The sequence below is a fragment of the Paenibacillus sp. Soil787 genome (genome assembly GCF_001429545.1).
Taxonomy (GTDB): Bacteria; Bacillota; Bacilli; order Paenibacillales; family NBRC-103111; genus Paenibacillus_E.
The window spans coordinates 197,749-220,070 of the sequence record NZ_LMSP01000002.1 but is presented as its reverse complement, the minus strand read 5'-3'; the positions used below and the strand labels follow the sequence as shown (position 1 = coordinate 220,070).

The window sequence follows — 22,322 nt, the reverse complement described above, 5'->3', positions numbered from 1 at the left end:
ACGCGACCATCAATTGTGGATCATGATTTTCCCGGCAATCGCCGTCATTTTAATTTTTAATTATGTGCCGATGTACGGCATTCAACTCGCTTTCCGCGACTATGATTTTTCCAAGGGCCTTACGGGTGGAGCATGGCACGGACTCTACTATTTCAAACAATTTATGAACAGCTATTTGTTTGTCGATTTAATGAAAAATACGTTTACCATCAGTTTGGCGTCGATTGTTCTCGGGTTTCCCGCTCCTATTATTCTGGCATTGATACTGAATCAGATCAGAAGAAAAAAAGCAAAACAGACCTTGCAAACGACGGTGTATTTACCCCACTTTATTTCGACCATTGTACTAGTTGGGATGCTAAATGTCCTATTATCGCCCGAAACCGGCATTGTTGGACACTTGATGAAGTCCATTGGTATGGGCGATGTTAACTTGCTGGCTTCTACAAATACATTCATGCCCGTCTATGTGCTTTCCGACATTTGGCAGCATTGCGGATGGAACAGCATTATTTATTTAGCTGCGCTTTCCACGGTCGATCCGCAATTGTATGATTCCGCCAAAATTGATGGGGCCAGCAGATGGCAAACGATCCGTTATGTGGATATACCTGCTATTGTGCCTACGATGATTATTTTGTTTATTCTCAGCATGGGGAATGTGCTCGGCACCGGCTTTGAAAAAATCTTTTTAATGCAAAATGCGTTAAATCTCCCTGTTTCCGAGGTTATTGCCACTTATGTATATAAGATCGGTATTGTATCTAATCAATTCAGTTACTCGTCGGCCATTGGTTTGTTCAATACGGTCATTAATTTTATTTTCTTGATTGCCGTGAACGCCATCTCGAAGAGATTTTCAAATATGAGTCTATGGTGATTGGATGTCGAAGGGGGGAGCAGACTTGAGTCTATTAAGCAAGAATGGCAATGAAATCATATTCCGTCTCATTCTATTCGTACTATGTGTCTTGATATTTTTAATCATTGCATATCCGTTGTACTTTATCATTATTGCATCTGTTAGTGACTCTACCCTTGTTTCAACCGGTCATGTCTTATTTCTGCCGAAAGGCATCAGTTTTTTTGGATACCAGGAAATTTTTAAAGACGCCAGAATTTGGGTCGGTTATCGAAATACACTTGTATACACATTTCTCGGAACTTTTGTAAATTTGCTGTTCACTTTACCGGCAGCCTATGTGCTATCGAGGAAAGAATTTATGGCTAGACGTGCATTAATGTTGATCTTCGTCATTACGTTGTTTTTTAACGGCGGATTAATTCCAACTTACTTATTGATAAAATCTCTGCACTTGACAAACACAATGTGGGTTTTCATTTTGCCATTCTCCGTTAATGTGTTCAATCTCATTATTGCACGAACTTTTTTTGAAACGTTGCCATCGGAATTGTATGAGGCAGCTGCCATGGACGGTTGTTCTCATTTCAAGTATTTTATACAGGTGGCTATGCCTTTGTCCAAAGCGCTTATATCCGTTATCGGCCTTTATTACTTGGTCGCACACTGGAATGATTTCTTCACGGCTTTAATTTATATTAGAAAAAATGAGCTGCAGCCGCTGCAAATCATATTAAGGGATATTCTTTTATCGAATCAGGTTTTTGCAAATGGCGCAGGCGTTGGCGGTGATGCGGGAGGCTATGCGCAAAAATATGCCGATCAAATCAAGTATGGCGTTATCATCGTATCTACGCTGCCGATTTTAATCCTCTATCCTTTTATCCAAAAATATTTTGAAAAAGGCGTATTAATCGGCTCGATAAAAGGCTGACCGTGTCCTTTCCGCGACAAAATCAGCGAACCCAATCGATATTGGATCACTCCCATGCTACAATGACTTCAACGATGATTATTGCATGCATGAGGAGTTGTTGTTTGATCATGTTTGACACGGATTATGGCACTTTTGGCTTCCGATTCTCCGAATTTCCTCAGCTTTCGATGTGCAGTTTATTCGCGGTCGGACATGACCGCATCCAGAGCAGCGATTATTATTGGGATGGCCAATCGAGGACAGACGGGCCCCTTCTCCTTTTTCAATATACGATAAAGGGTGAAGGGGTATTTGAATCGGATCAAGGCCGGGAGCGAATCGATACAGGGAAAGCCTTTCTCACTGAAATTCCCGGTAACCACCGATATTTCTATGCAGGTGATCACACACCCTGGGAGTTTTATTTCTTGTTAATCCGCCCCCAGCTCATCCTGCCGAATTGGCTTGATGCCAAGTCCAGAATTGGCAGCACCCCTGATCTGCCTGTGGGAAGTGCGCCCATCCGATTGCTGCGCGACATCTTCATTCAAGCCAAAGCAGGACGCATTTCGGATCCACACATGGCTTCTTCTTATGTCTTTCAGTTTATTTCGGAGCTTTGCCGATACGCAGCCTCCAGCCATAGCAATCGGGAGGGCTGGCCGGACAAAGTCATTCAGGCCGCAAACTATATGGATATTCATTACGCAAGTATGATTAGTTTGGACAAGTTGGCGGAGGAGCTCCACATTTCCAAATACCATTTTCTACGAACCTTTTCTGCTGTCGTCGGGATGACCCCAAACGATTATCTAAATCGGATCCGAACAGAACGGGCGATGGAGCTTCTGCGCCAAACGTCGTACAGCATCGAGCACATTGCACAGCAGCTAGGATACTCAAGCGGTAGTTATTTCATTAAGGTTTTCCGCCGATTGACCGGTCAAACACCGGGGGCTTTTCGTTCAGGCAGCGAAAGTCTGGTATACAGCCGTCTCTTTTTCGACTGACACAACCGCAATTTTTTACCATACATTGTTCGAAATTACTATAGAATTCAGGCTATATCAGGGCTACAATTAGATCGAGAAAGCAATTTATTTCGATCGTGTATCTTTGAGGAGGACTACATCATGTTGCATAAAGAATTTGCGCTTACGCCGCCTATGGGATGGAACAGTTGGGATTGTTACGGAGCAGCAGTGACAGAGGAAGAGGTTCGTGGGAATGCCCAGTATATGGCGGAGCATTTACTGTCCTTTGGGTGGGAATACGTCGTTGTTGATATCCAATGGTACGAGCCCGGAGCGGTTTCCTCGCAATACCGCCCTTTTGTCTCGCTGGAAACCGATGAATATTCACGGCTTATGCCAGCCGTCAACCGTTTTCCTTCCGCTGAAGGCGGAAAAGGATTTCGCCCCTTGTCCGACTATGTGCATAGTCTTGGGCTTAAATTCGGCATTCATATCATGCGGGGAATACCTCGCCAGGCCGTTCACAACAATACGCCCCTAAAAGGTACACATGTTACGGCACGGGACATTGCCCATACCAATTCGATCTGTCCATGGAATACGGACATGTATGGCATAGATGCTTCCAAAGAAGGCGCTCAAGCCTATTACGATTCACTCTTTGAACTGTACGCGGAATGGGGCGTTGATTTCATCAAGGTCGACGATATTGCTGCTTCCAGGCTGTATGACACACACAAAGATGAGATTCAGCTCATACGTGGTGCTATAGACCACTGCGGAAGACCGATGGTTTTGAGCTTATCTCCAGGGCCGGCACCAACCCAGTATGCGGACTTCTTCGAATCACAAGCGAACATGTGGCGGATAACGGATGACTTTTGGGATTTATGGCCGCTGCTGCTCGACATGTTCGATCGTTGCGAGAAGTGGCAAGGTCGACCTGCTCCAGGCGTCTGGCCGGACTGTGATATGCTGCCTCTCGGCCATATCGGTATCCGTTCAGTTGATGGCGGCGGCGCTGACCGATGGACAAGATTCACGCGCGATGAGCAGTTGACCATGATGACGCTATGGAGCCTCTTCCGTTCACCGCTTATGTTCGGCGGCGAGCTTCGTGATAACGACGAGTGGACGCTTTCTCTTCTGACGAACCGTGACGTTCTGGCCATGCATCGCAACAGCAACGGGGCCAAACTAGTGAAGCGCGAAGAACATACCATTGTCTGGACAACATACGGCAATGAGGGAGAACGCTATGTAGCCCTCTTCAATACCGGAGATACGGTTATGGAAGCTAGTGTTACCCTTACCCAACTTGAAATCAAAGGGAAGGTTCAAGGCAAGGAGCTTTGGACAGGCAAAGAAATCAGCCCTATTCAGGATAGGCTGTCGACGGCCGTTCCGCCTCATGGAGCTGTTCTTGTGAGACTCGCTGCCTTGTTTTCCGTAACGTAAATCCATTTGTACCTCGTCTTGCCAAGAATACTCGGCGAAACGATGAATGCGGCCTTTTGCCCATTTGTCCAACGGTAATTCGCATAAATCATTTGTTGCCGCGCCCTTTTACTAACATCACAATAAGTAGAAGGGCAGGTATGACTCCAATGAAAATCTTATTGATCATGAATTGATTAGCAACGACTTTCCCAATTTCTAAATGCGACTGCCAGCTTCGCGGGAGAAAGGAAATGACGTACATGATTCCTCCCACAGGGAGGGCAAACCTTCGATAATCCGTACGAAATAACTGAGATAACGCTAGGACCGCGGCCAAAAACCATATTGTTGCTTTGATAAATATTCCCGTATAAAAAAGCAGAATGACAAGCGAGTCAAAACGTTCAAATACTTCGGCGATCTGAATCAACTGTACGGATTGCAGCAGGGGCACGGTACTGATGCTCGTTAATTGCGGGCCCAGAACGGTCAGGTTAATCATATTCGTGAGAAGAATAACCATGCCAGATACGAAATAAGATCGAATCGATGTTTTAGACAATTCTTTCTTCTCGTTTAGATAGGTCCAGAACATCAGGAAAACCACCATTTGGCCGAATGGAAACCAGAGGTGTTCCGATAAGCTTTCCAGTAAGACAGGCCGCATTCCATTCTCCAAGATAGGAAGAAGACGATCCAAGTGCACAATTCCGGAAGCAAAAGGCATGATGATCAAAATAAAATAAAACAACAGCACACCCGCCACGAGAAATTCAGCCAACCGAAAGAAGACTTCGATCCCTTTGTAAATTACATAGATGGATAAAGTGATCATAATCAGCATAATGAGAAAGATGGGACCACGAGGAAGAATGGTTAAGATCGTAAGATCTCCAATATCACGCAAATTTCGCATGGCTTCATAAGTAAACATCAAGGCATAGAGCAATAACACAAACTTCCCCACAGCCGGACCGAAATATTGAATGAGGATCTGGCTCAAGTTTTTCTCCGATTCCCTGCGTTGGATCGCCAGAAAGAGTAAGAGCAGTAGAACCCCAAGCAGCATGCTAGTAATGACCACTAACCAAGCATCTTGTTTGGCTTTGATCCCTAATTCAAATAAAGGGGTGCTTCCGATTTCAAATAAGATAATCATCGAGCCTAACTGATATTTGCTGATCCGCTCCATACTTTGCCCCTGTTCTGATTCTTATTCACCGGATATCTTGGAAAAGGAGTCATCAATCATTCCGGTTCGTTGAATCGTTACCTTAACCTTAACGTCCATTTTCACTTCAGCAAACTCATCCTCCCAGTTCTTGCTCAGTTTTTTCCAGGCTTGCGGATATGCCTTATGGAAGGCGTCACCAAAGCCCAAGGTGTCTGCTTTCATCTTTTTCACGGCTTGAAATGAAAGCTCCACTTCCTTTTTGATTTGTTCCTGGATATATTTCTCAAGTCTGTTCAAGGCTTCGGCCTTCTTCAGATCCAGGTGACATGCCGTTTCAATGAAGCTTCCTTTCGTATCAATTTCTACGGACATTAACAAATTACCGTCCGAAATTTTCGGTTTTAATGCAGTACGTGATTTTCCAACCAAAAAAGAGGACAGCTTATCATTTTGCTTCTCCCCTTCACATGAAAAGACGATGGTCTTTTTCTTTAAGCGATTCGTGATCCAAGGTAACCCAAGGCTTTCATTTCGGCTTAACCATCCCACAAATTTATCTTGTTTAAATACCCCGACTCGATCCAATTTCATGACTGCCATGCTTCGCGTTTTTTTGAGAATATCCAATGAAGTCTGACCCTGCTGCTCACCAGAGATTTTGATTTCTTGTAACGTAGCGCTCGCCGAATGATTCGTCATGATGGACATCAAATCATGTATTCTGGATGGAACCAAGTTGGATTGCCTGTCTCCCTGCTCGCTAGTCAAATTGGAAATCGCGTTTCCGGGAATGGTTTCTATTGGCGTAAGAACTTCCAACACTTTGCTTGCATCTCCATCAGAAAGAAGAACATTCGTATTTTCCCTTGATTCGTAACTTCTCAAGTTAGAGTCCAATAGTTGATTTATTCCGTACTCAGCAACCCGCCTGCTGATAATAATGGCTTGCGTATGGGAAAAAAAGAGGTGGCGTGGAGCTTCTAGTTCGCTCTTTTGAATGGCCTCCAATATGGTCTTTCCTTTCGCTGAATAGACAGTAACCGGTGATTGGGAGCCGCCGCCGGATTTACTCTGAGTTGACTTCGGTATGATGACTTGAAAGGTCAATACCCATTGATTCTTTTCGTCTAAATCATAGGCGATTGCGTTGATGATCCCCAATTTATTTAGTTCGGTACGGTTCGAACACCCGCTCTCAAATAATACCATGAGGATGGTCCACATCATGAATAGTCTTCGCTTCATGTCCTTGTCCCCTTTTGTTGTCTTACTTTTCGCTTTCCTTGTCGGAAGGTCCAGGACGCTTATTTATGTTTTGGCGAACATAATTTTCCTTTGCGAAAAGACGTGGTCTGGTCACCATCATCCACCAAGGCACCCTTACAAAGGTATCTTTCATGTTGTTTGGCACGAATGGCGCTAATGGTGTTAAATAGGGAACACCGAAAGAGCGAAGAGACAACAGATGGATCAAGAGAAAGAAGAGGCCAGACATAATCCCGAACAATCCTAAGGCTGCGGCAAGAACCATCAAAATAAACCGGATCAACCGGGCGGCAATGGAGATATTAAAAGCTGGAATGACGAAACTGGAAATTGCCGTGAAAGAAACCACAATCACCATGGCTGCTGATACTAGACCTGCTTCAACAGCCGCCTGTCCCAAAACAAGTGCTCCAACGATGGAAATTGCAGAACCAATGGCCCTGGGCATTCTAACTCCCGCTTCCCTTAATACCTCAAACGTGAATTCCATCATTAATGCTTCAAAGAATGCGGGGAAAGGAATACCTTCCCTTTGTGCTGCAAGACTGACCAGAAGGGTCGTAGGAATCATTTCTTGATGAAAAGTCGTGATTGCTATATATAAAGAAGGTAGAATCATAGAAATGGTAAACGAAATGAAACGCAAAAGACGCAGAAAGGTAGCGATATCGAACCTCTGATAATAGTCTTCGCTAGCTAAAAAAAATTTAAAGAAGGTGATGGGAAGTATAAGTACAAATGGTGTTCCATCCACCAAGACGGCGACCTGTCCTTCCAAAATGGAGGCCGCAACACTATCAGGACGTTCCGTGTTTATGATTGTGGGGAATGGGGTGAAGGTTTGATCCTGTATAAATTCTTCCAAGTATCCGCTTTCCAGAATGCCATCTATTTCAATACGATCGAGCCTTTGAAGCACCTCGTTCACCACTAAATCATTGGCGGTCCCTTTAAGATACATGACACTTACGTCAGTCTGGGTCACCCTTCCTATTTTTCGATCTATTTTCCATAAATTCGAACTTTTTATTCTACGCCGGATTAGCGCTACATTAATACTTATATCCTCAGTGAATCCATCTTTTGGTCCCCGAATAACGGATTGGGAAGAAGGTTCCTCTATGCCTCTATGTAGCCATTTGGAAGAACTTGCGGAAATACCTTGATCCCAGCCCTCTGCAAGAATAATGGTATCTCCCTTGAACAAAGCCGACATTAAGTCATCTATTTTACTCACGGTATTTGTGGCGCTAACGGTAAGAATTTTATCTTTAATAGCCGTAAATGAATTGACTAAAGTCCTTTGCTGAGTTGAATTTATTTCTATATCGGACATAATCGGATTCACAATGTTATCGTTAATGACCAAGGTATCGGTTAGACCGGTTATATATACAATAGCCATAGGTAAACAATTAGCCCCTTGAAAGGTACGAATGGAAATATCTGAGCTGTTTCCCGTTAACTCTGATATTTTTAAGATATTCTGCTCAAGGCTGTTTGATAGTGTATCATCTTGTTTCGTGTTTACTTGAACGTCTTGTTGCGAGCTCTCCTTATATTTCGGGGCAAAACGCTGCAGAAATTTATTCATTAAAAAGCCCACCTAGATGTAAATGTAATATTTCCCATTCTCCCCCCCACTCCATAGAGTTATACATAACCGATGGGGTATAGATTCCCTATTCTTAAACGGCACCCATTGTCATTCCGCGAACAATGTATTTTTGTTAAAAAGAGGCACTTCCATCGCTAGGAAGCACCCAAAAAATTAGAAACTTTGGAACAAAAACTACCACAAAAACATTGTTGAATATATTATTTATGCTCCTGGCGTTGGAGTGGCTCTGAATGCATTTACAGTCTTGTCCATTACAACCTGCGCATCACTTCCCGAATCAAGAATCGTATTTTGAAGCGATTCTTTTTCTACCAACACTGTTGATACAGTAAGCGGCTCTGATGCTTCGGTAGTCAACAAAGCGTCTACTTGCGCAGAGAAACAAGAATCACTTATCTTGGCATGAACCTCCGTGGCAACAACATGATTATTAGAAATATAATTTCCATTACCCGAAACAATACGTATGATTACAGGTGTTGCACCTATCGGCTTGATGTTCTGAGTATTAATTCCTTCAGAAAAGTGATTAGCAATTACAGAATTGTTATTGCCACTGATATAGAGGAGACCATACAAATCATCTAAACCATTGTCTATTCCCAGAAAAGGAGTCCAAGGTTCATGGTCACGTAAAAAGTGATTTGAAGAAACCAAGTTTTCCGAACAATTTTCCCTGAATACCACCATTCCTGGATAAAATGAATGAAGTCTATTATTTGTGATACTGGAACGTGTCACACCATCAAAATAGATACTGCTCGCACCTCGTGGAAAAACATTATTCGCTGTAATCAAAAGTCCACCAAAATTTTGAGCGTAAATTGAATATCCTTTAAAACCGGCTCCTATCAAGTTGTCGGTTATTTTTGAAGCCTGTCCCCAACCTCGTAGTTCTATACAGTTACCACATTCAGCTATGAAATTATCATGTATAGTCAGTGCATCTGCATGATAAATAGTAATTCCATGCCCTAAATACACAAACCCCATGCCTGTAATCCGAAATGAGTCACAAGCACTTGCAACATAAATACCCGTTTTCCCGTTAGTGTATGTGTTTTCCGGATTTGTTTCTCCTGAACCATCTTCAATAAAATGCAATCCATCAATACAAAAGTCTGAAAACTCTACCGAACTTATTCGGGGATTTCCACTTCGTTCAACATAAAATGCAGCTCCTTTATATTCCTCGTCATTTACTTCTAGGGGAATATCTACGAGTATGCGACTTCCTCCCGGCCACAATTCATGCAAATCCGCCCATTCATTCTCAGAAGTATTAAAACGAATACTCGAAGATGTAAACCCGTGTCCAGAACCCATAATTTTAAGATAACTGATGTCTATAACTACTTGACTGCCAAGATGATAATCTCCCGGTGGAATATAGATAACCGCACCCGGCTTTCCGCCTTTATTCACATCAGTGTCCGTTTGCCTACTTTTAATATCTGCTATAATGCTATTGATTACCTCACCAATATCCTCATACGGATTACCGACAGGCCACTCTGTTACGTCGTAATAATTTTCACTAGCCATAATTAAATTCTCCTATCAATTAATTATATGGTCAAAAAGATCGCCAATATCCTTGCCAAGAAGGCAGGATGAGGCGATTTTCTTACTTTCACAGTCTTCCTTCACCAGACAGAGTGAAGTTGCCATATATCAAGAGAAATGAGTTCAACCTTATCTCCAAGGCTAAAAAGTTTCAAGTTTATACTGTACGGATTGGGATATATGTTATTGGTCATTGTCGTGCGCCCTTCATCCGCAAATACTTCAACAACGCAAGTATCTAAGTAGATATGCAGCCTTAATGTATCCTTATCGGCAGATTCCAGTTTACATTTTCGAATCCCCTGACTCCATCCGTCCGATCTGTTTCTATCAAATTGAAGTTCTCCGGTCTTAGGCGAATAAGAGAGTACCGTCTCCTCGTTGCCGTCATCCGACACCCGCATTTTGAAGCCGAATTCCTCCGCGTGGCAATTTTTCAGATTGAATTCCGCCACAATCTCTAAACTATCCCCTTTTATCGATCGGGGAAGCGCTTGTATTTCCCCTTCAATCGCCGTACGGTCAAGATGGAAATGTCCCCCCCGTAACGCCTTTAATTCTTCAACTGGAAGAAATCTCAAATGTCCGTCATCGTCCATTTCTACAGTTCTTGGAATGGACATCGCGCCGCACCAATTGTTTTTAAAAGTGGGACCGAAATTTTGAAACCACGGCATCCAATCCCAAGCGTTCAACCAACCTATAATAATTCGTCTTCCATTATCATCAAGGAAGGATTGAGGAGCATAGTACTCGAACCCGCAATCCACTTCTCCGCAATAATCCCAAGTAAATTTCCCACTACTATAATCTAATGAACCAGTTAAATAACTCGCTTTTTTTTCACCCATTCCCATTGGGGAGAACATTAGTACATAACGATCGCCAAGCTGAAAAATATCCGGACATTCCCACATCGTACCCATCGTACCGTCACTCTCAGCCAATACACTTACATACTCCCATACATACAGGTCATTCGAGCGATAAAGCAAGGCTCTTCCTTTTCCATCTTTACTTGAACCTACGACCATATACCATTTATCTTCGTGTTTCCATACTTTCGGATCCCTGAAATCAGAGGAACTCCCTTCTGGAGGAACAGAGATAATCGGATTTCCTACATATTTTTGAAATGTCACGCTATCGGTACTGGAAGCTATACATTGGGTTTGAATGACACGCCCTTCCTTCATAATCGTGCCGGTGTAGATCAAAGTCAATATCCCGTTGTCATCGACGGCGCTTCCGGAAAAACATCCGCCTTTTTGGTCAAGATCGTAGACTTCACTTGGCGCAAGTGCAATAGGAAGGTGTTCCCAGTGAACCAAATCTTTACTTTTTGCATGGCCCCAATGCATCGGACCCCACTCGGCTGAATAGGGGTGAAACTGGTAAAACATATGATATTCTCCTTGATAGTATATAAGCCCGTTAGGATCGTTCATCCAATAGGCGGGAGGCATAAAATGAAACTTTAAGCGCATAGGGTCTTTACCCACATGGTCCTTTATAGTTGCAGCCGATTGTTCTGCTTTACCTAACATGAGATTATGGAACGTATGGTGATCATATTGCATCAATATTTCCTCCACTCTTTATTTCATCATTCAAATTCTCTATTCTTTAACAGCACCCATTGTCATTCCGCGAACAATGTATTTTTGCATTACAAACGAAAATAGCATGACAGGCACGCTAAATATGGTTGCCGCAGCCGTCATGGGGCCTAGATCCAAACCGTAAGCTGTTAAAAACTCTGAAATTCCTACTGGCACCGTTTTGGCCGAAGTGCTTGTTAAAAGTAATGCGAACAAGAAATCATTCCAGGAAAGCATAAAGCTAAAAATTGAGGTAGTTGCGATTCCAGGCAGCGAGATCGGTAAGATAATACGCATAAAAGTTCCAAACATCCCGCATCCGTCGACACGCGCAGATTCATCAAGCTCTTTTGGCAAATTGTCAAAAAAACCAATCATCATCCAGATAACAAACGGAATGTTTATGCTGGTATAGACTAAAACTAATGCTAATTTTGTATCCATTAAACCTAATTGCCCAATAATACGATACATCGGTATTGCAACACTAATCAGAGGCGTCATACGAACACCCAAAGTAAAAAGTAGAAATAAATTCCCTAACTTTGATGCAAATCTGGTTAAGCCATAAGCAGCTAATGAACCCAGAAAAACACTCAATAGTGTACCTGACATTGCAGTTATAAGACTGTTAACAAAATATTTGCCGATTGCCAGTTGATGAAACAAGGCATTATAATTGGCTAAAGTAAAAACAGAAGGCAATAACGATGGGTTTGTGGAGATCACTTCATTTGGCGGTTTCAATGAAGACAATACAAGATACATATATGGGAATAAAGTAACTAACAAAAAGAAACTTGATATGACGAAGACAAGTATCTCGGTAACTCTGGATTTTTGTTTACTCAAGGTTACAATCATCTTGCTGATCTCCTTCCTATCGAACCGCTTTCTTATGAGGATTCCAGAATTGTTTAAAAAAGAATGAGCATATCGCCAGCAATATAATCATAAAGATTACCGCCATTGCACTTGCAAAGCCCTCTTGATTGTATCTGGCTACCGATTTATAAATTAATGTGCTTACTAAGGAAGAGGAACCATTCGGACCGCCTTGTGTCATCACCCAAATAATATCAAAGGATTTAGCTGCATCAATCATACGTATGACAACTGCAACTAAAATGACCGGTTTTAAACTTGGCAGTGTGATATGCAAAAAGTTTTGAAACTTATTTGCTCCGTCCATGCGGGCAGCTTCGTATAAACTTTCAGGTATACCTTGTATGCCCGCTAATAATATCAACATCATAAATGGCGTGGTAAGCCATACATCGGCAATCATACAGGAAATTAAAGCCAACTTACTGTCAGATAACCACAAGATACTTTGAGGATTCTTAATCAAACCTAATTTGTATATAATTACATTTAAGATACCAAATTGGTCATTTAGCATAAATTTCCATATTAAACCACAAACCAAAGGAGAAATCATTAACGGACTCAAAAGCAAAGTGCGAATGATATTGGCGCCTTTAAACCCTGTACTTAGCAGAAGAGCAAGAAACATGCCCAATACTAACTCAATTGCAACTGCACCTATCACATACACAATTGTATTGTGTAAGGATTGATAGAATGTGTCCGAAGTTAAAGCGTGAGAATAATGCTGTAGACCAATAAATTTTGAAGGATCTTCATCATCAAAAAAACTATCTTTAAAAAGCAACATCATTGGGTAAACAAAAAACAAGATCATGAAGACGAAAGCCGGTAGAAAAAATAAGAAAGAAAGCCTCTGATCTCTTAGGGACATATCCATCATCCTTCTGTGAGAATTGGAATTCGGTTAAAGAGGGGCTCGAACCTGAGCCCCTTTTTCCATTTATTTTCCTTGTATCTCGTTTATTTTTGCTGCAGCTCTGTTTAATGCTTCTTGCGGTGTTTCCTTTCCGGAGAGAGCTACTTGAATTGCAGAGACTAATGCTTCATTTTCGATTTCGTTCCAATGTGGCAATATTGGACGATTTTGTGTTTGGCTGGCAGCCAGTGTAGTTTCAAGTGCTTTCAGGTGTGCATATTCAGGTTTTTGGCCGTATTTGTCAAAGACCGATTTTCGTGCAGCCACTCCTAATGCTTTCATAAACAATTCATTTTTTTCATAAATAAATTTCACGTATTGTTTTGCGATATCTTGTTTTTTGGAAGTGCTCGGGATCACTTGATACCAAGGTCCTGGTACAACCCCTACCCCGGATTCTCCGGCAATCATTGGCGCCGCCCCCACTTTCCCCGCTACTTTCGATTTGGCTGGATCGTTAGAGGGGACAAAGAAATGAGCCCACTCAAGCATCATAGCCATTTTTCCATTCCAAAACATTTCAGAAATTTCAGAAGACGCCATGTTTAGTGCACCTTCTGGCGCAGACTTATCTTCACGTAAAATCTTTGTTTCAAATTCCAGAGCTTTTACATATGGTGCCGAGTTGACTAAGGCTTTATTATCTTTGCCCACAACCAACGGTTTGGCTCCTGATTGTGCGGCATGATCCAACCAACTGGCAACTGAATCCCCGTTATTCATTCCTAATACGCCTGTACCATATAGATCAGTAGTCCCATCATTATTCGTATCACGAGTAAAGAACTTGGCGACATCCCTGTATTGCTGCCAATTCGTAGGCGGCTTCAAATCATATCCATATTTAGCCTTAAATGCATCTTGTTCCTTCGGATCATTAAACAAATCGGTTCGATACAATAAAATTTTTGAGTTCGTCCAAACCGGCATGCCCAGAATTTTACCGTTCACTTTACCGCCATCGACTACATTAGGTACAAAATCATTTTTGACCTCATCCGTCATTAAGTCATCCATAGCTACCAAGTTTTTTGCCAAAGCAGGAAACCACAAGATATCGATCGTGGCAACATCGTATGCTCCTGAGTTAGCTTTCATTTCTACATTCAATTTGTCATAGACACCGATGTAGGGAACCGTTTCAATCTTCACTTCATAGCCAGTCTTTTGCTTAAATTCTTCCGCCGTTTGGCTGGCGACCGTATTGGCTGGACTTCCGCCCTCAAGCAGAACCGTGATGGATTTATCCGACGAGCCAGATGCTCCTTTCTCAGAAGTTTGTTGTCCTTTATTGGACGCAGAGCTTTCAGGGTTCTTTTCATTACTAGAACATCCAACCAAAATCGCTGAAAAAGACATGCATAGTACAAGAACACCAGATAATAATTTACCTTTTAATTTCATAAAAAGTTACCCCCTCATTATTATTTAACAAATGGTAGTCCCTTTAAAGGACTATTAGGTTGCCAAGCGTTCATTCCTTCATCTTTTCATTTGTTTTGTCATTATGCTTTCCAATACCCTCAAATATCCCCAGGCAATCCCCCCAAGTAAACAGAAAAGATTATCCAAAATTGTGTTTCTCGAAAACCGTTTGATTTTCTCGGAAAACGTTTTCTTTTTCCAGTTAAACGTTTTCTTTTCTCAGTTAAACGTTTTCTTTTCCACAAAACCAATGATATACTAATAATGAAACATTGTCGTTGGCTTAAATTATGATTAATTTGTCAAATATTTTGGTTGGAGGTTAATACTTGAACTTACACAATCTGTCTCCTTATTTACGAATTGCTATGGATAGCTACGTCTCATTTCCTTGGTTTTTGGAGGAAAGGGTATTATTTGACTATGAAATCCTTTATCTCAAAGAAGGCAGATTAAAAGTTACTGTAGAGGATGATGTTTATTTTGGAGAACCAGGTGACATATTTTTCTTTCGCCCCAAACAAAGGCATTCGATTAGTAAAATTGGAACTGATTTAGTTCGACAGCCCCATTTGCATTTTGATTTGTTCTATCAAGAAGATAGTCCCGATGTTAAAGTTTCTTTTAAAAAATTAGAAAATATGACAAACGATGAAAAGAAGTGGTTCCGAAGCGACGAGATTGACAGATTAACTATTCCTCTAGCTAGTCATATACGGTTGCAGTATCATTTAGCTATAGAAAAATTACTTTATGAAATTATAAGAGAATTTCAAATGAAGCTGCCATTTTATGAATTAAATATTAAGGGATTATTTATTCAATTATTCACCGCATTATTGCGCGAAAACTATTGGAACAGAAATCCTCACTTATTTTCCAATATCAATGAGTTGGAGCAAGTCAGAATTTTCTTAAAGCATAATATTGGTCAAAGGGTGACTTTAGATGAACTTGCCAAAATATCTGGAATCAGCAAGTACTATTTGATCACCCTGTTTAATCAAACATTTGGAATGAGTCCTATCCACTATCACCAATTAATGAGAATAGAAAAAGCAAGAGAGATGATCCAATTCACTGATGAACCTTTAAAAAGAATTGCGGAACTTATCGGATTTCCGGATATTCATTCTTTCAGTAAAGCGTTCAAAAAAATAGAAGGCGTTAATCCTTCTTTTTATCGGAAAAAGAATGACAAAAGAAGGTCTGAATAGCTATTCCTAGGTTATTTGAGATTTCCCCAAATTGCCTATCAGCTAAAAGCAGACCACCTAATGTTACTAGCATCACGTAAAGTCAATTAGTCTATGTATCGCTTAATCACATCCGATTTATAAATTACTTGAGTTTAAATGAAGCCACAGATTGTTGTAAGACCTTAGACATATGGGCTAATTCGTTGGAATAGGAAGCAACTTCTTGGATTGCCGCTGTCTGTTCCTCTGTCGTTGCCGAGATGTGATTGGTTGAACTTGCTGAACTTCCGTAGAGATTAGAGACTACCTCCATGTTTTCAACCATTTTCTGCATATTCATTTGAATCATTATAATTTCATTGGTCATTTCACCCGCTTGCCCAGATACCCCATCGACTAAGTTAAGAATCGTAGTGAAGGAATCTCCTGCCTTTTTCGTAAGCAGTCTCCCATCTTGAATCGATGAATCTCCATCTTCCAAAACTTTCACTGCATGCGAGATATCTTCCTGGATCTCTGTTATTAATGTTTCGATCTCATGATTTGATATCGTTGAATTTTCAGTAAGAAGGCGAATTTCACTAGAAATCACCGAAAATGTTTTTCCATTTGATCCTGCGTGGGCGGCAATAATACCTGCATTTAAAGCAAGCATTTTCGTTTGCTTGGCAATAGTGGATAGTAAGGTCATAATATGATTGATCTTTTTGGACTTCTCTTCTAGCTGGCGGATGATCCTAACCGAATCGATTGAGTTTCGTGAAATCAAATTAATCTGATTTATTGCTTCAGCAATATCCGATTTTCCTTCAATGGCCGTTTGCAGCGCATCCTTTGCTGATTGGCTTGCAAGTTCAATTCGTTGCGTAATTTTTTTGATATTCACAAACATGTCTGTTGTTTCTTCAACAGCTTCATCCGTTAATGAAAGTTGTGTATGTGTACCACCCGCTACTTCTTGAATCGATTGTGCAATTTCTTCTGTTGCTTTCGCGGATTGTTCCGCATTATTGGATAAAAGAACAGAAGTTTCAGATACGCTTTTCGCACTTTCAGATACTTGCAATAAAATGGACTTCAAGTTACTTGCCATTGTATTTAGATTTGTGCCCATTTGGCCAAATTCATCGACCGTTTTTACAGATATAGTCTGGGTTAAATCCCCGCTTGACATCGATTGAGAAAGAATATTTACTTTCTTAATGTTATTGGTAATGTATAAACTGTAGAAATAAATCACCATGATAATAAAACATATCAACACAATTATAATCATAAGCGAGATGCTAAAATAATCGTTTAGCTTCTGGTAAAGCTCCTTCTGCGATATGACGATAGCCAGTTTCCAAGATGTTTCCGGAACCGTCTGATAATAAACTTTATTGGAACCTGTATCGTCATTAAAAACGGCATTTCCATTGTTATTCGAAAGTATTTCTTGGCCAATTTGTGCCAAGCTTACATTAGGATCATTCATGATTTGATGATTCGTTGAACCCTGATTATCTTTATTAGCAATAAAGTTCCCATTACGATCCAACAAAAATGCCCATCCATCTTTTCCAACATGAATATTTGAAATTTTCTGCTGCAAGTTGGTCAAATTGATGTTGGCTGTTACAACCCCTTGAAACTTATTGTTATTATAAAAGGGTACTGTTGTTGTTAAAATCATAGCGCCCGAGGTTTTATCAAAAAACGGATCCGTCCATACCACTGTTTCCTTTGTGTTTTTACCAAGTAGATACCAATCTTTTTCGGGATAATTATATTCTTTCGTATCATAATCATTGGAAAATAAAATTCGGCCGTTATCCCGATAGGCATAGGAACTGTAATATTGTAAATAATTTTTATATTGATAGGGCTCATACCAAATCCCAACTCCAAAGGTATCAGGGTTTGTCGACAACAAGCCTTGAATGATTTGAAAATATTTGCCTTTATCAATCTTGTCACCTACAGGTTCAATCGTTCGTGCTAAACTTTCAGGTATTTTACTGTGCGCTGTTAATATGGTTTGCATATTGTTAATCGTTGCGTTTAATTGATATGCCATTTTATCTTGAATTTCTGCATTGATGATATGCTTAGAATAGTTGTAACTTAATGCAGACAACACAACCATCGATAAAATTAACCATGGTAGAATCGTGACTATTGTGCGGGTACGAATGCTTCTGAAACGAAATTTTACCATATTAACAGCCTCTCCTCTTACTTATCACTACGCAAACGATCTAATAACACCGCAAGTACGATAACAATACCTGTTATAACGGTTTGCCAAAAAAAGCTAACATTTAAAAGCGTCAATCCATTTCTTATTACACCTAAAATTAACACACCGATAATCGTCATTTGAATTCGGCCAATTCCTCCAGCTAGGCTCGTACCGCCGAGTACAACAGCAGCAATAGCATCAAGCTCGGCCATGCTTCCAGCATTCGGCTGACCGGAAATTAAACGCCCTGCAAGTACTACGCCAGCTAATCCCGCACATAAACCACTAATGGCATACACATTAATTAACGTCTTTTCAACCTTAATACCTGTTAATCTCGCTGCCTCTTCATTACCGCCAATCGCATAAATATGTCTGCCAAACATCGTGTATTTAAGTACGATAAACATAACAATATATACACTGAGCATAATGTAAATGGGGGTTGGAACCGATAGTATCTTCCCTGATCCAACAAACTTAAAGGGTTCCGAAGCCAATATGGTAGGTAATCCCCCGCTAATCACAAAAGCAGCGCCTCTTATATAAGTCATACTGCCTAATGTAACAATAAAGGATGGAAGTTTGGTTCTTGCAGTCAGGAAACCATTGATCCAGCCTGCTGCATATCCCACCGCAATCCCAGCGAACATGGAAATAAAAGGGTTAATTCCTTGTTTTGAAAGCAGTACGGAAATAACGCCTGAAAGTGCGATCGTAGATCCCACAGATAAATCAATCCCGCCAGTCAGAATTACTAATGTCATACCCGCTGCAAGAATTCCGTTAACGGATGATTGTTTTAATATATTGAGAATATTCCCCGTATCCGTGAAATTAGGTGCAAAAATAGCGAGTATGATGCAAATAGCAACTAACACAATTAACATGCCTAGTTGATTCCAAATTTTTCTCACGGAAAATCCAACATTTTGTTTTTTATTAACGACTACTTCCATTCCAGCGCTCATTTGATCTCCCCCGTTGCATAATACATGATCTTTTCTTGTGTCGCGTCTTCGCGCCCAAGGTTTGCCCGTAATTTACCCTCATGCATAACAAGTATGCGGTCACTCAACGCTAATATTTCTGGCAGTTCAGAGGAAATGACTAACACAGCAAGACCGTTTTTGGCTAATTTACAAATAACTTTATGAATTTCGGTCTTGGCGCCAATATCAACACCTCTTGTCGGCTCATCTAACAATAGCACTTTTGGCTGGATGGATAACCAACGAGCAAGCAGCGCTTTTTGCTGATTTCCTCCGCTTAAGCTGACCACTTTTTGTTCTTTGTTTGCCGTTTTAATGCCTAGTTCTCTTATATACATGTCAGCTTCATTACTTATTTGTGACCAATCTAAGAGGGCTGCTTTTCGATATTTATACATTTCAGCCATCATAATATTTTCTTTGACCGACATATTCAAGAATAATCCCTGTTCCTTACGACTTTCCGGAACATGAGCAATACCATGACGTATAGCATCCTCAGGAGAAGAGATTTTCACAGGTTGACCGTTAATCAGAATTTCACCTGCTGATATTTCCGATAAACCAAAGATCGCTCTGACTAATTCTGTTCTTCCTGCCCCTACCAGTCCTGAAATCCCAACAATCTCTCCTGAATGCACCTCGAGCGAAATATCCTTTACGTTTTTGTTATCAGATAAACCTTTAACCTCTAAAACCGGCGTTTTACCTTTAATCCAACTCGTATGTGAAGGCGGTTTTTGAAATAAATCGTTTAATTCACGGCCAACCATTGTCTTAACCAGATGCTCCGGATTGGTTTCGGCGATAGGAATCGATGTAATCCACTCTCCATCACGCAAAATGGTACAGCGATCCGAAATTTTAAAAATTTCATCCATACGATGTGAAATGTAAACAATCGCAACACCTTTTTGCTTTAATTCATTAATAATAATAAACAGCTTATCTATTTCTTTGTGTGTTAATGAAGCTGTGGGTTCATCCATCACTAGAACTTCTGCTTCTATAGATAGGGCTCTCGCGATTTCCACCATTTGTTGTTGGGCAACACTTAAGGTTGAGACATATGATCTAGGATCTAAATCAGATCCGATTGATTTTAAAAGGAAATGGGCTCGTTCGTGAACTTTCTTCCAGTCCACCATACCCAACTTATTTTTCGGGAATTTGGTTCCCATTAATACGTTCTCACCTATGGTTATATTCGGAGAAAGATTAAGCTCTTGATGAATGACACTAATGCCTTTCTCACGCGCTTCCATCGCATTATGCCATGTGATTGATTTGCCTCGATACATAATTACACCGTTATCCGGACGGTATATCCCTGCCATAATCTTCATTAACGTCGACTTACCGGCACCGTTCTCTCCCATTAACGCATGTACTTCACCTTTATACAGATCGATGTTGATGTTTTTTAATACGTTAACCCCTGAGAAAGACTTGGAGATCGCTCGCATGCTTAACGCTATTGACGACGATTCAGAGGAAATGTTCTTCTGAGCTTCCGCTTGTACAGCTTCCATGTTCTCACTCCAACCCATTTATTAGTTTATATCGTTTGTTGATGATTGAATTATACGACGTGGCCCCCCCAGAAATGGGAACCACATCGCAGTAAAGACTCCATATTACCAGCCTTTATAGTCTTTAACGTTTTCTGTCGTAATGAAGTCAGTTGGAAGTTTAATTAATGGTTCCACTTTTTCACCAGCAAGAACTTTAAATGCCGTTTCAACAGCAATTGTAATCATATTGAATGGATTTTGTGCTGAGCTCCCGACATAGCTTTTGTTTTCTTTAAGTGTAGTCACTGCATCCGGAGATCCATCCACACCAACGATAAACATTTCCTTGTCGCGACCAGCTTGCTCTGCAGCAATTTTGGCGCCAATACCTGTTGGATCATTAATGGCAAATACGGCGTCGATTTGTCCTTTACCGTTTGCTTGTAAAATGGTCTCCATCTTAGCAAGCGATGTTTCACGATTACCGTTACCATTTTGATTAGCAACTATTTTAATTCCCGGAGCTGCTTTGAGAGCTTCATTAAATCCTGCAATGCGGTCTGTTACAGCGGACACCGGTGGACCATCTAATACGGCAATATTTCCTTTTCCATTCAACCGTTTAACCAAATATTCACCCGCTATACGTCCTGCTTGAACGTTATCGGAAGTTACGCTCGCATTAACGCCGCCTTCAGAAATGGTATCGACAGAAATGATTGGGATACCTGCTGCTTTAGCTTGACCCACTGCTGCCGCAATACCTTTGGTATCTACGGAGCTTAGAATAATCATACTTACTTTTTTCGTAATAAAATCTTCGATTTGAGCAGTTTGTGTAGCCAAATTATCCTCTGCACTAACTGCGATAACTTCACCACCGTGTTTCTTAGCAGCTTCAGCCGCACCTTTGGACATCGCTACGAAGAAAGGATTGCTTAAGTTTTGTACGGTCAAACCGATAACTACTTTTTTCCCTGGTGTCGGATCTGCTGCTTTTGCCGCTTTAGCTGTTTCTGCCGGCGCCCCAGTTGCTGCTGCGGGTTTTGTTTCCACTGCTTTACCACAAGCCGAAAGTGCAAATACAACAAAAAGCAATAAGATCATTTTCATGTGTTTCATATTCAAATTCCTCCGATTTATTATTATTTTCAAAAAAATAAGTTTGGCGAACAATAGGAAGATGTGTTGTTCTTTTCTCCCTCCTTTTCTTTTTGGATACAACCAAATCCCCCAAATGAAGTCAAGCATGATTGACACTAATCACTTACCTAAAAGAAACCTCACCTCCCTAAAAGATTGGATGTTTGTTTTCTGTGTCTTCATCATACCTGTGATAAATACAAAAAATAATAGAAAATTTTCTCGCAACTGTTGAAAATTTTCCATTATCTTCATTCAGATAAAAAAATAGCCGCATGCTCCGGAAATGAATTTTCGGAGCATGCGGCGTGTACTTCACGACCTGATAAATGGATAATTTGCTTAAAGCGCACTACCTTGTGCGCTAGCGTCCGGTCGCGGCAGATCCGACGACCTTGCGCACAATTTTTATGCGCTAGCGTCCGGTCGCGGCAGATCCGACGACCTTGCGCACAATTTTTGTGCGCTAGCATCCGGTCGCGGCAGATCCGACGACCTTGCGCACAATTTTTGTGCGCTAGCGTCCGGTCGCGACGRATCYGACGACCTTGCGCACAATTTTTGTGCGCTAGCGTCCGGTCGCGGCAGATCCGACGAC

17 protein-coding genes are annotated in these 22,322 nt (G+C 41.1%); 5 read left to right on the top strand and 12 right to left on the bottom strand.

Going from position 1 to position 22,322, the window contains the following annotated elements; genetic code table 11:
• Positions 1-22 precede the first annotated feature (22 nt).
• The 4 genes from ASG93_RS05620 to ASG93_RS05605 all read left to right on the top strand — a co-directional run bounded on the left by ASG93_RS05620 (position 23) and on the right by ASG93_RS05605 (position 4,210).
• A complete protein-coding gene (locus ASG93_RS05620) occupies positions 23-880 on the top strand; it encodes an ABC transporter permease (RefSeq protein WP_056829967.1) in 858 nt (285 codons plus the stop codon).
• Positions 881-905: 25 nt separating this feature from the next.
• Positions 906-1,796 (top strand): carbohydrate ABC transporter permease, encoded by an 891-nt coding sequence (locus tag ASG93_RS05615; RefSeq protein ID WP_235550751.1) that lies wholly within the window; start codon positions 906-908, stop codon positions 1,794-1,796.
• 110 nt (positions 1,797-1,906) lie between these two features.
• The gene (locus tag ASG93_RS05610) at positions 1,907-2,788 is read left to right on the top strand and encodes a helix-turn-helix transcriptional regulator (protein WP_156410817.1); all 882 of its coding nucleotides are present in this window, start codon (positions 1,907-1,909) and stop codon (positions 2,786-2,788) included.
• 123 nt (positions 2,789-2,911) lie between these two features.
• Positions 2,912-4,210: a glycoside hydrolase family 27 protein gene (locus ASG93_RS05605; protein ID WP_056829690.1), complete on the top strand. Its 1,299-nt coding sequence runs from the start codon at positions 2,912-2,914 to the stop codon at positions 4,208-4,210.
• An 88-nt stretch (positions 4,211-4,298) separates the two neighbouring features.
• On the opposite strand, the gene ASG93_RS05600 is transcribed toward ASG93_RS05605, so the two are convergent.
• The 8 genes from ASG93_RS05600 to ASG93_RS05565 form a co-directional block, all read right to left on the bottom strand.
• Positions 4,299-5,384: a GerAB/ArcD/ProY family transporter gene (locus tag ASG93_RS05600; protein WP_056829688.1), complete on the bottom strand. Its 1,086-nt coding sequence runs from the start codon at positions 5,382-5,384 to the stop codon at positions 4,299-4,301.
• 21 nt (positions 5,385-5,405) lie between these two features.
• Entirely contained in the window at positions 5,406-6,611 is a 1,206-nt protein-coding gene (locus ASG93_RS05595; RefSeq protein WP_056829685.1) for a Ger(x)C family spore germination protein, read from the bottom strand.
• A gap of 22 nt (positions 6,612-6,633) precedes the next feature.
• Positions 6,634-8,226, bottom strand: a complete 1,593-nt coding sequence (locus tag ASG93_RS05590) for a spore germination protein (RefSeq protein WP_082614711.1) — start codon at positions 8,224-8,226, stop codon at positions 6,634-6,636.
• Between the two features lie 228 nt (positions 8,227-8,454).
• Complete coding sequence (locus ASG93_RS05585; protein ID WP_056829684.1) at positions 8,455-9,798, bottom strand: NosD domain-containing protein; 1,344 nt, start codon at positions 9,796-9,798, stop codon at positions 8,455-8,457.
• A gap of 101 nt (positions 9,799-9,899) precedes the next feature.
• Positions 9,900-11,399 (bottom strand): glycoside hydrolase family 32 protein, encoded by a 1,500-nt coding sequence (locus ASG93_RS05580; RefSeq protein ID WP_056829683.1) that lies wholly within the window; start codon positions 11,397-11,399, stop codon positions 9,900-9,902.
• 39 nt (positions 11,400-11,438) lie between these two features.
• Positions 11,439-12,284, bottom strand: coding sequence for a carbohydrate ABC transporter permease (locus tag ASG93_RS05575; protein WP_056829681.1), 846 nt, complete (start codon positions 12,282-12,284; stop codon positions 11,439-11,441).
• A gap of 16 nt (positions 12,285-12,300) precedes the next feature.
• The gene (locus tag ASG93_RS05570) at positions 12,301-13,182 is read right to left on the bottom strand and encodes a carbohydrate ABC transporter permease (protein WP_056829679.1); all 882 of its coding nucleotides are present in this window, start codon (positions 13,180-13,182) and stop codon (positions 12,301-12,303) included.
• A gap of 69 nt (positions 13,183-13,251) precedes the next feature.
• Positions 13,252-14,631 (bottom strand): ABC transporter substrate-binding protein, encoded by a 1,380-nt coding sequence (locus ASG93_RS05565; RefSeq protein WP_056829677.1) that lies wholly within the window; start codon positions 14,629-14,631, stop codon positions 13,252-13,254.
• 350 nt (positions 14,632-14,981) lie between these two features.
• Between ASG93_RS05565 and ASG93_RS05560 the strand changes: the two genes are divergently transcribed.
• Positions 14,982-15,869, top strand: coding sequence for an AraC family transcriptional regulator (locus tag ASG93_RS05560; RefSeq protein ID WP_056829675.1), 888 nt, complete (start codon positions 14,982-14,984; stop codon positions 15,867-15,869).
• 124 nt (positions 15,870-15,993) lie between these two features.
• On the opposite strand, the gene ASG93_RS05555 is transcribed toward ASG93_RS05560, so the two are convergent.
• From ASG93_RS05555 to ASG93_RS05540, 4 genes are all read right to left on the bottom strand, one after another.
• Positions 15,994-18,051, bottom strand: coding sequence for a methyl-accepting chemotaxis protein (locus tag ASG93_RS05555; RefSeq protein ID WP_056829673.1), 2,058 nt, complete (start codon positions 18,049-18,051; stop codon positions 15,994-15,996).
• Positions 18,052-18,068: 17 nt separating this feature from the next.
• The gene (locus ASG93_RS05550; RefSeq protein WP_414858842.1) at positions 18,069-19,034 is read right to left on the bottom strand and encodes an ABC transporter permease; all 966 of its coding nucleotides are present in this window, start codon (positions 19,032-19,034) and stop codon (positions 18,069-18,071) included.
• 8 nt (positions 19,035-19,042) lie between these two features.
• A complete protein-coding gene (locus ASG93_RS05545; RefSeq protein WP_056829669.1) occupies positions 19,043-20,599 on the bottom strand; it encodes a sugar ABC transporter ATP-binding protein in 1,557 nt (518 codons plus the stop codon).
• A gap of 105 nt (positions 20,600-20,704) precedes the next feature.
• On the bottom strand, positions 20,705-21,703 hold the full coding sequence (locus tag ASG93_RS05540; protein ID WP_056829667.1) for a substrate-binding domain-containing protein: 999 nt from the start codon (positions 21,701-21,703) through the stop codon (positions 20,705-20,707).
• Between the last annotated feature and the right edge of the window lie 619 nt (positions 21,704-22,322).

Bases quoted from the DNA above. Each gene is read 5' to 3' on its own strand.
- ASG93_RS05605 (WP_056829690.1), top strand. From the start codon at position 2,912: ATGTTGCATAAAGAATTTGCGCTTACGCCGCCTATGGGATGGAACAGT.
- ASG93_RS05600 (WP_056829688.1), bottom strand. From the start codon at position 5,384: ATGGAGCGGATCAGCAAATATCAGTTAGGCTCGATGATTATCTTATTT.
- ASG93_RS05580 (WP_056829683.1), bottom strand. From the start codon at position 11,399: ATGCAATATGATCACCATACGTTCCATAATCTCATGTTAGGTAAAGCA.
- ASG93_RS05565 (WP_056829677.1), bottom strand. From the start codon at position 14,631: ATGAAATTAAAAGGTAAATTATTATCTGGTGTTCTTGTACTATGCATG.
- ASG93_RS05595 (WP_056829685.1), bottom strand. From the start codon at position 6,611: ATGAAGCGAAGACTATTCATGATGTGGACCATCCTCATGGTATTATTT.
- ASG93_RS05620 (WP_056829967.1), top strand. From the start codon at position 23: ATGATTTTCCCGGCAATCGCCGTCATTTTAATTTTTAATTATGTGCCG.
- ASG93_RS05575 (WP_056829681.1), bottom strand. From the start codon at position 12,284: ATGATTGTAACCTTGAGTAAACAAAAATCCAGAGTTACCGAGATACTT.
- ASG93_RS05585 (WP_056829684.1), bottom strand. From the start codon at position 9,798: ATGGCTAGTGAAAATTATTACGACGTAACAGAGTGGCCTGTCGGTAAT.
- ASG93_RS05545 (WP_056829669.1), bottom strand. From the start codon at position 20,599: ATGGAAGCTGTACAAGCGGAAGCTCAGAAGAACATTTCCTCTGAATCG.
- ASG93_RS05550 (WP_414858842.1), bottom strand. From the start codon at position 19,034: ATGGAAGTAGTCGTTAATAAAAAACAAAATGTTGGATTTTCCGTGAGA.
- ASG93_RS05590 (WP_082614711.1), bottom strand. From the start codon at position 8,226: ATGAATAAATTTCTGCAGCGTTTTGCCCCGAAATATAAGGAGAGCTCG.
- ASG93_RS05555 (WP_056829673.1), bottom strand. From the start codon at position 18,051: ATGGTAAAATTTCGTTTCAGAAGCATTCGTACCCGCACAATAGTCACG.
- ASG93_RS05570 (WP_056829679.1), bottom strand. From the start codon at position 13,182: ATGTCCCTAAGAGATCAGAGGCTTTCTTTCTTATTTTTTCTACCGGCT.
- ASG93_RS05610 (WP_156410817.1), top strand. From the start codon at position 1,907: ATGTTTGACACGGATTATGGCACTTTTGGCTTCCGATTCTCCGAATTT.
- ASG93_RS05540 (WP_056829667.1), bottom strand. From the start codon at position 21,703: ATGAAACACATGAAAATGATCTTATTGCTTTTTGTTGTATTTGCACTT.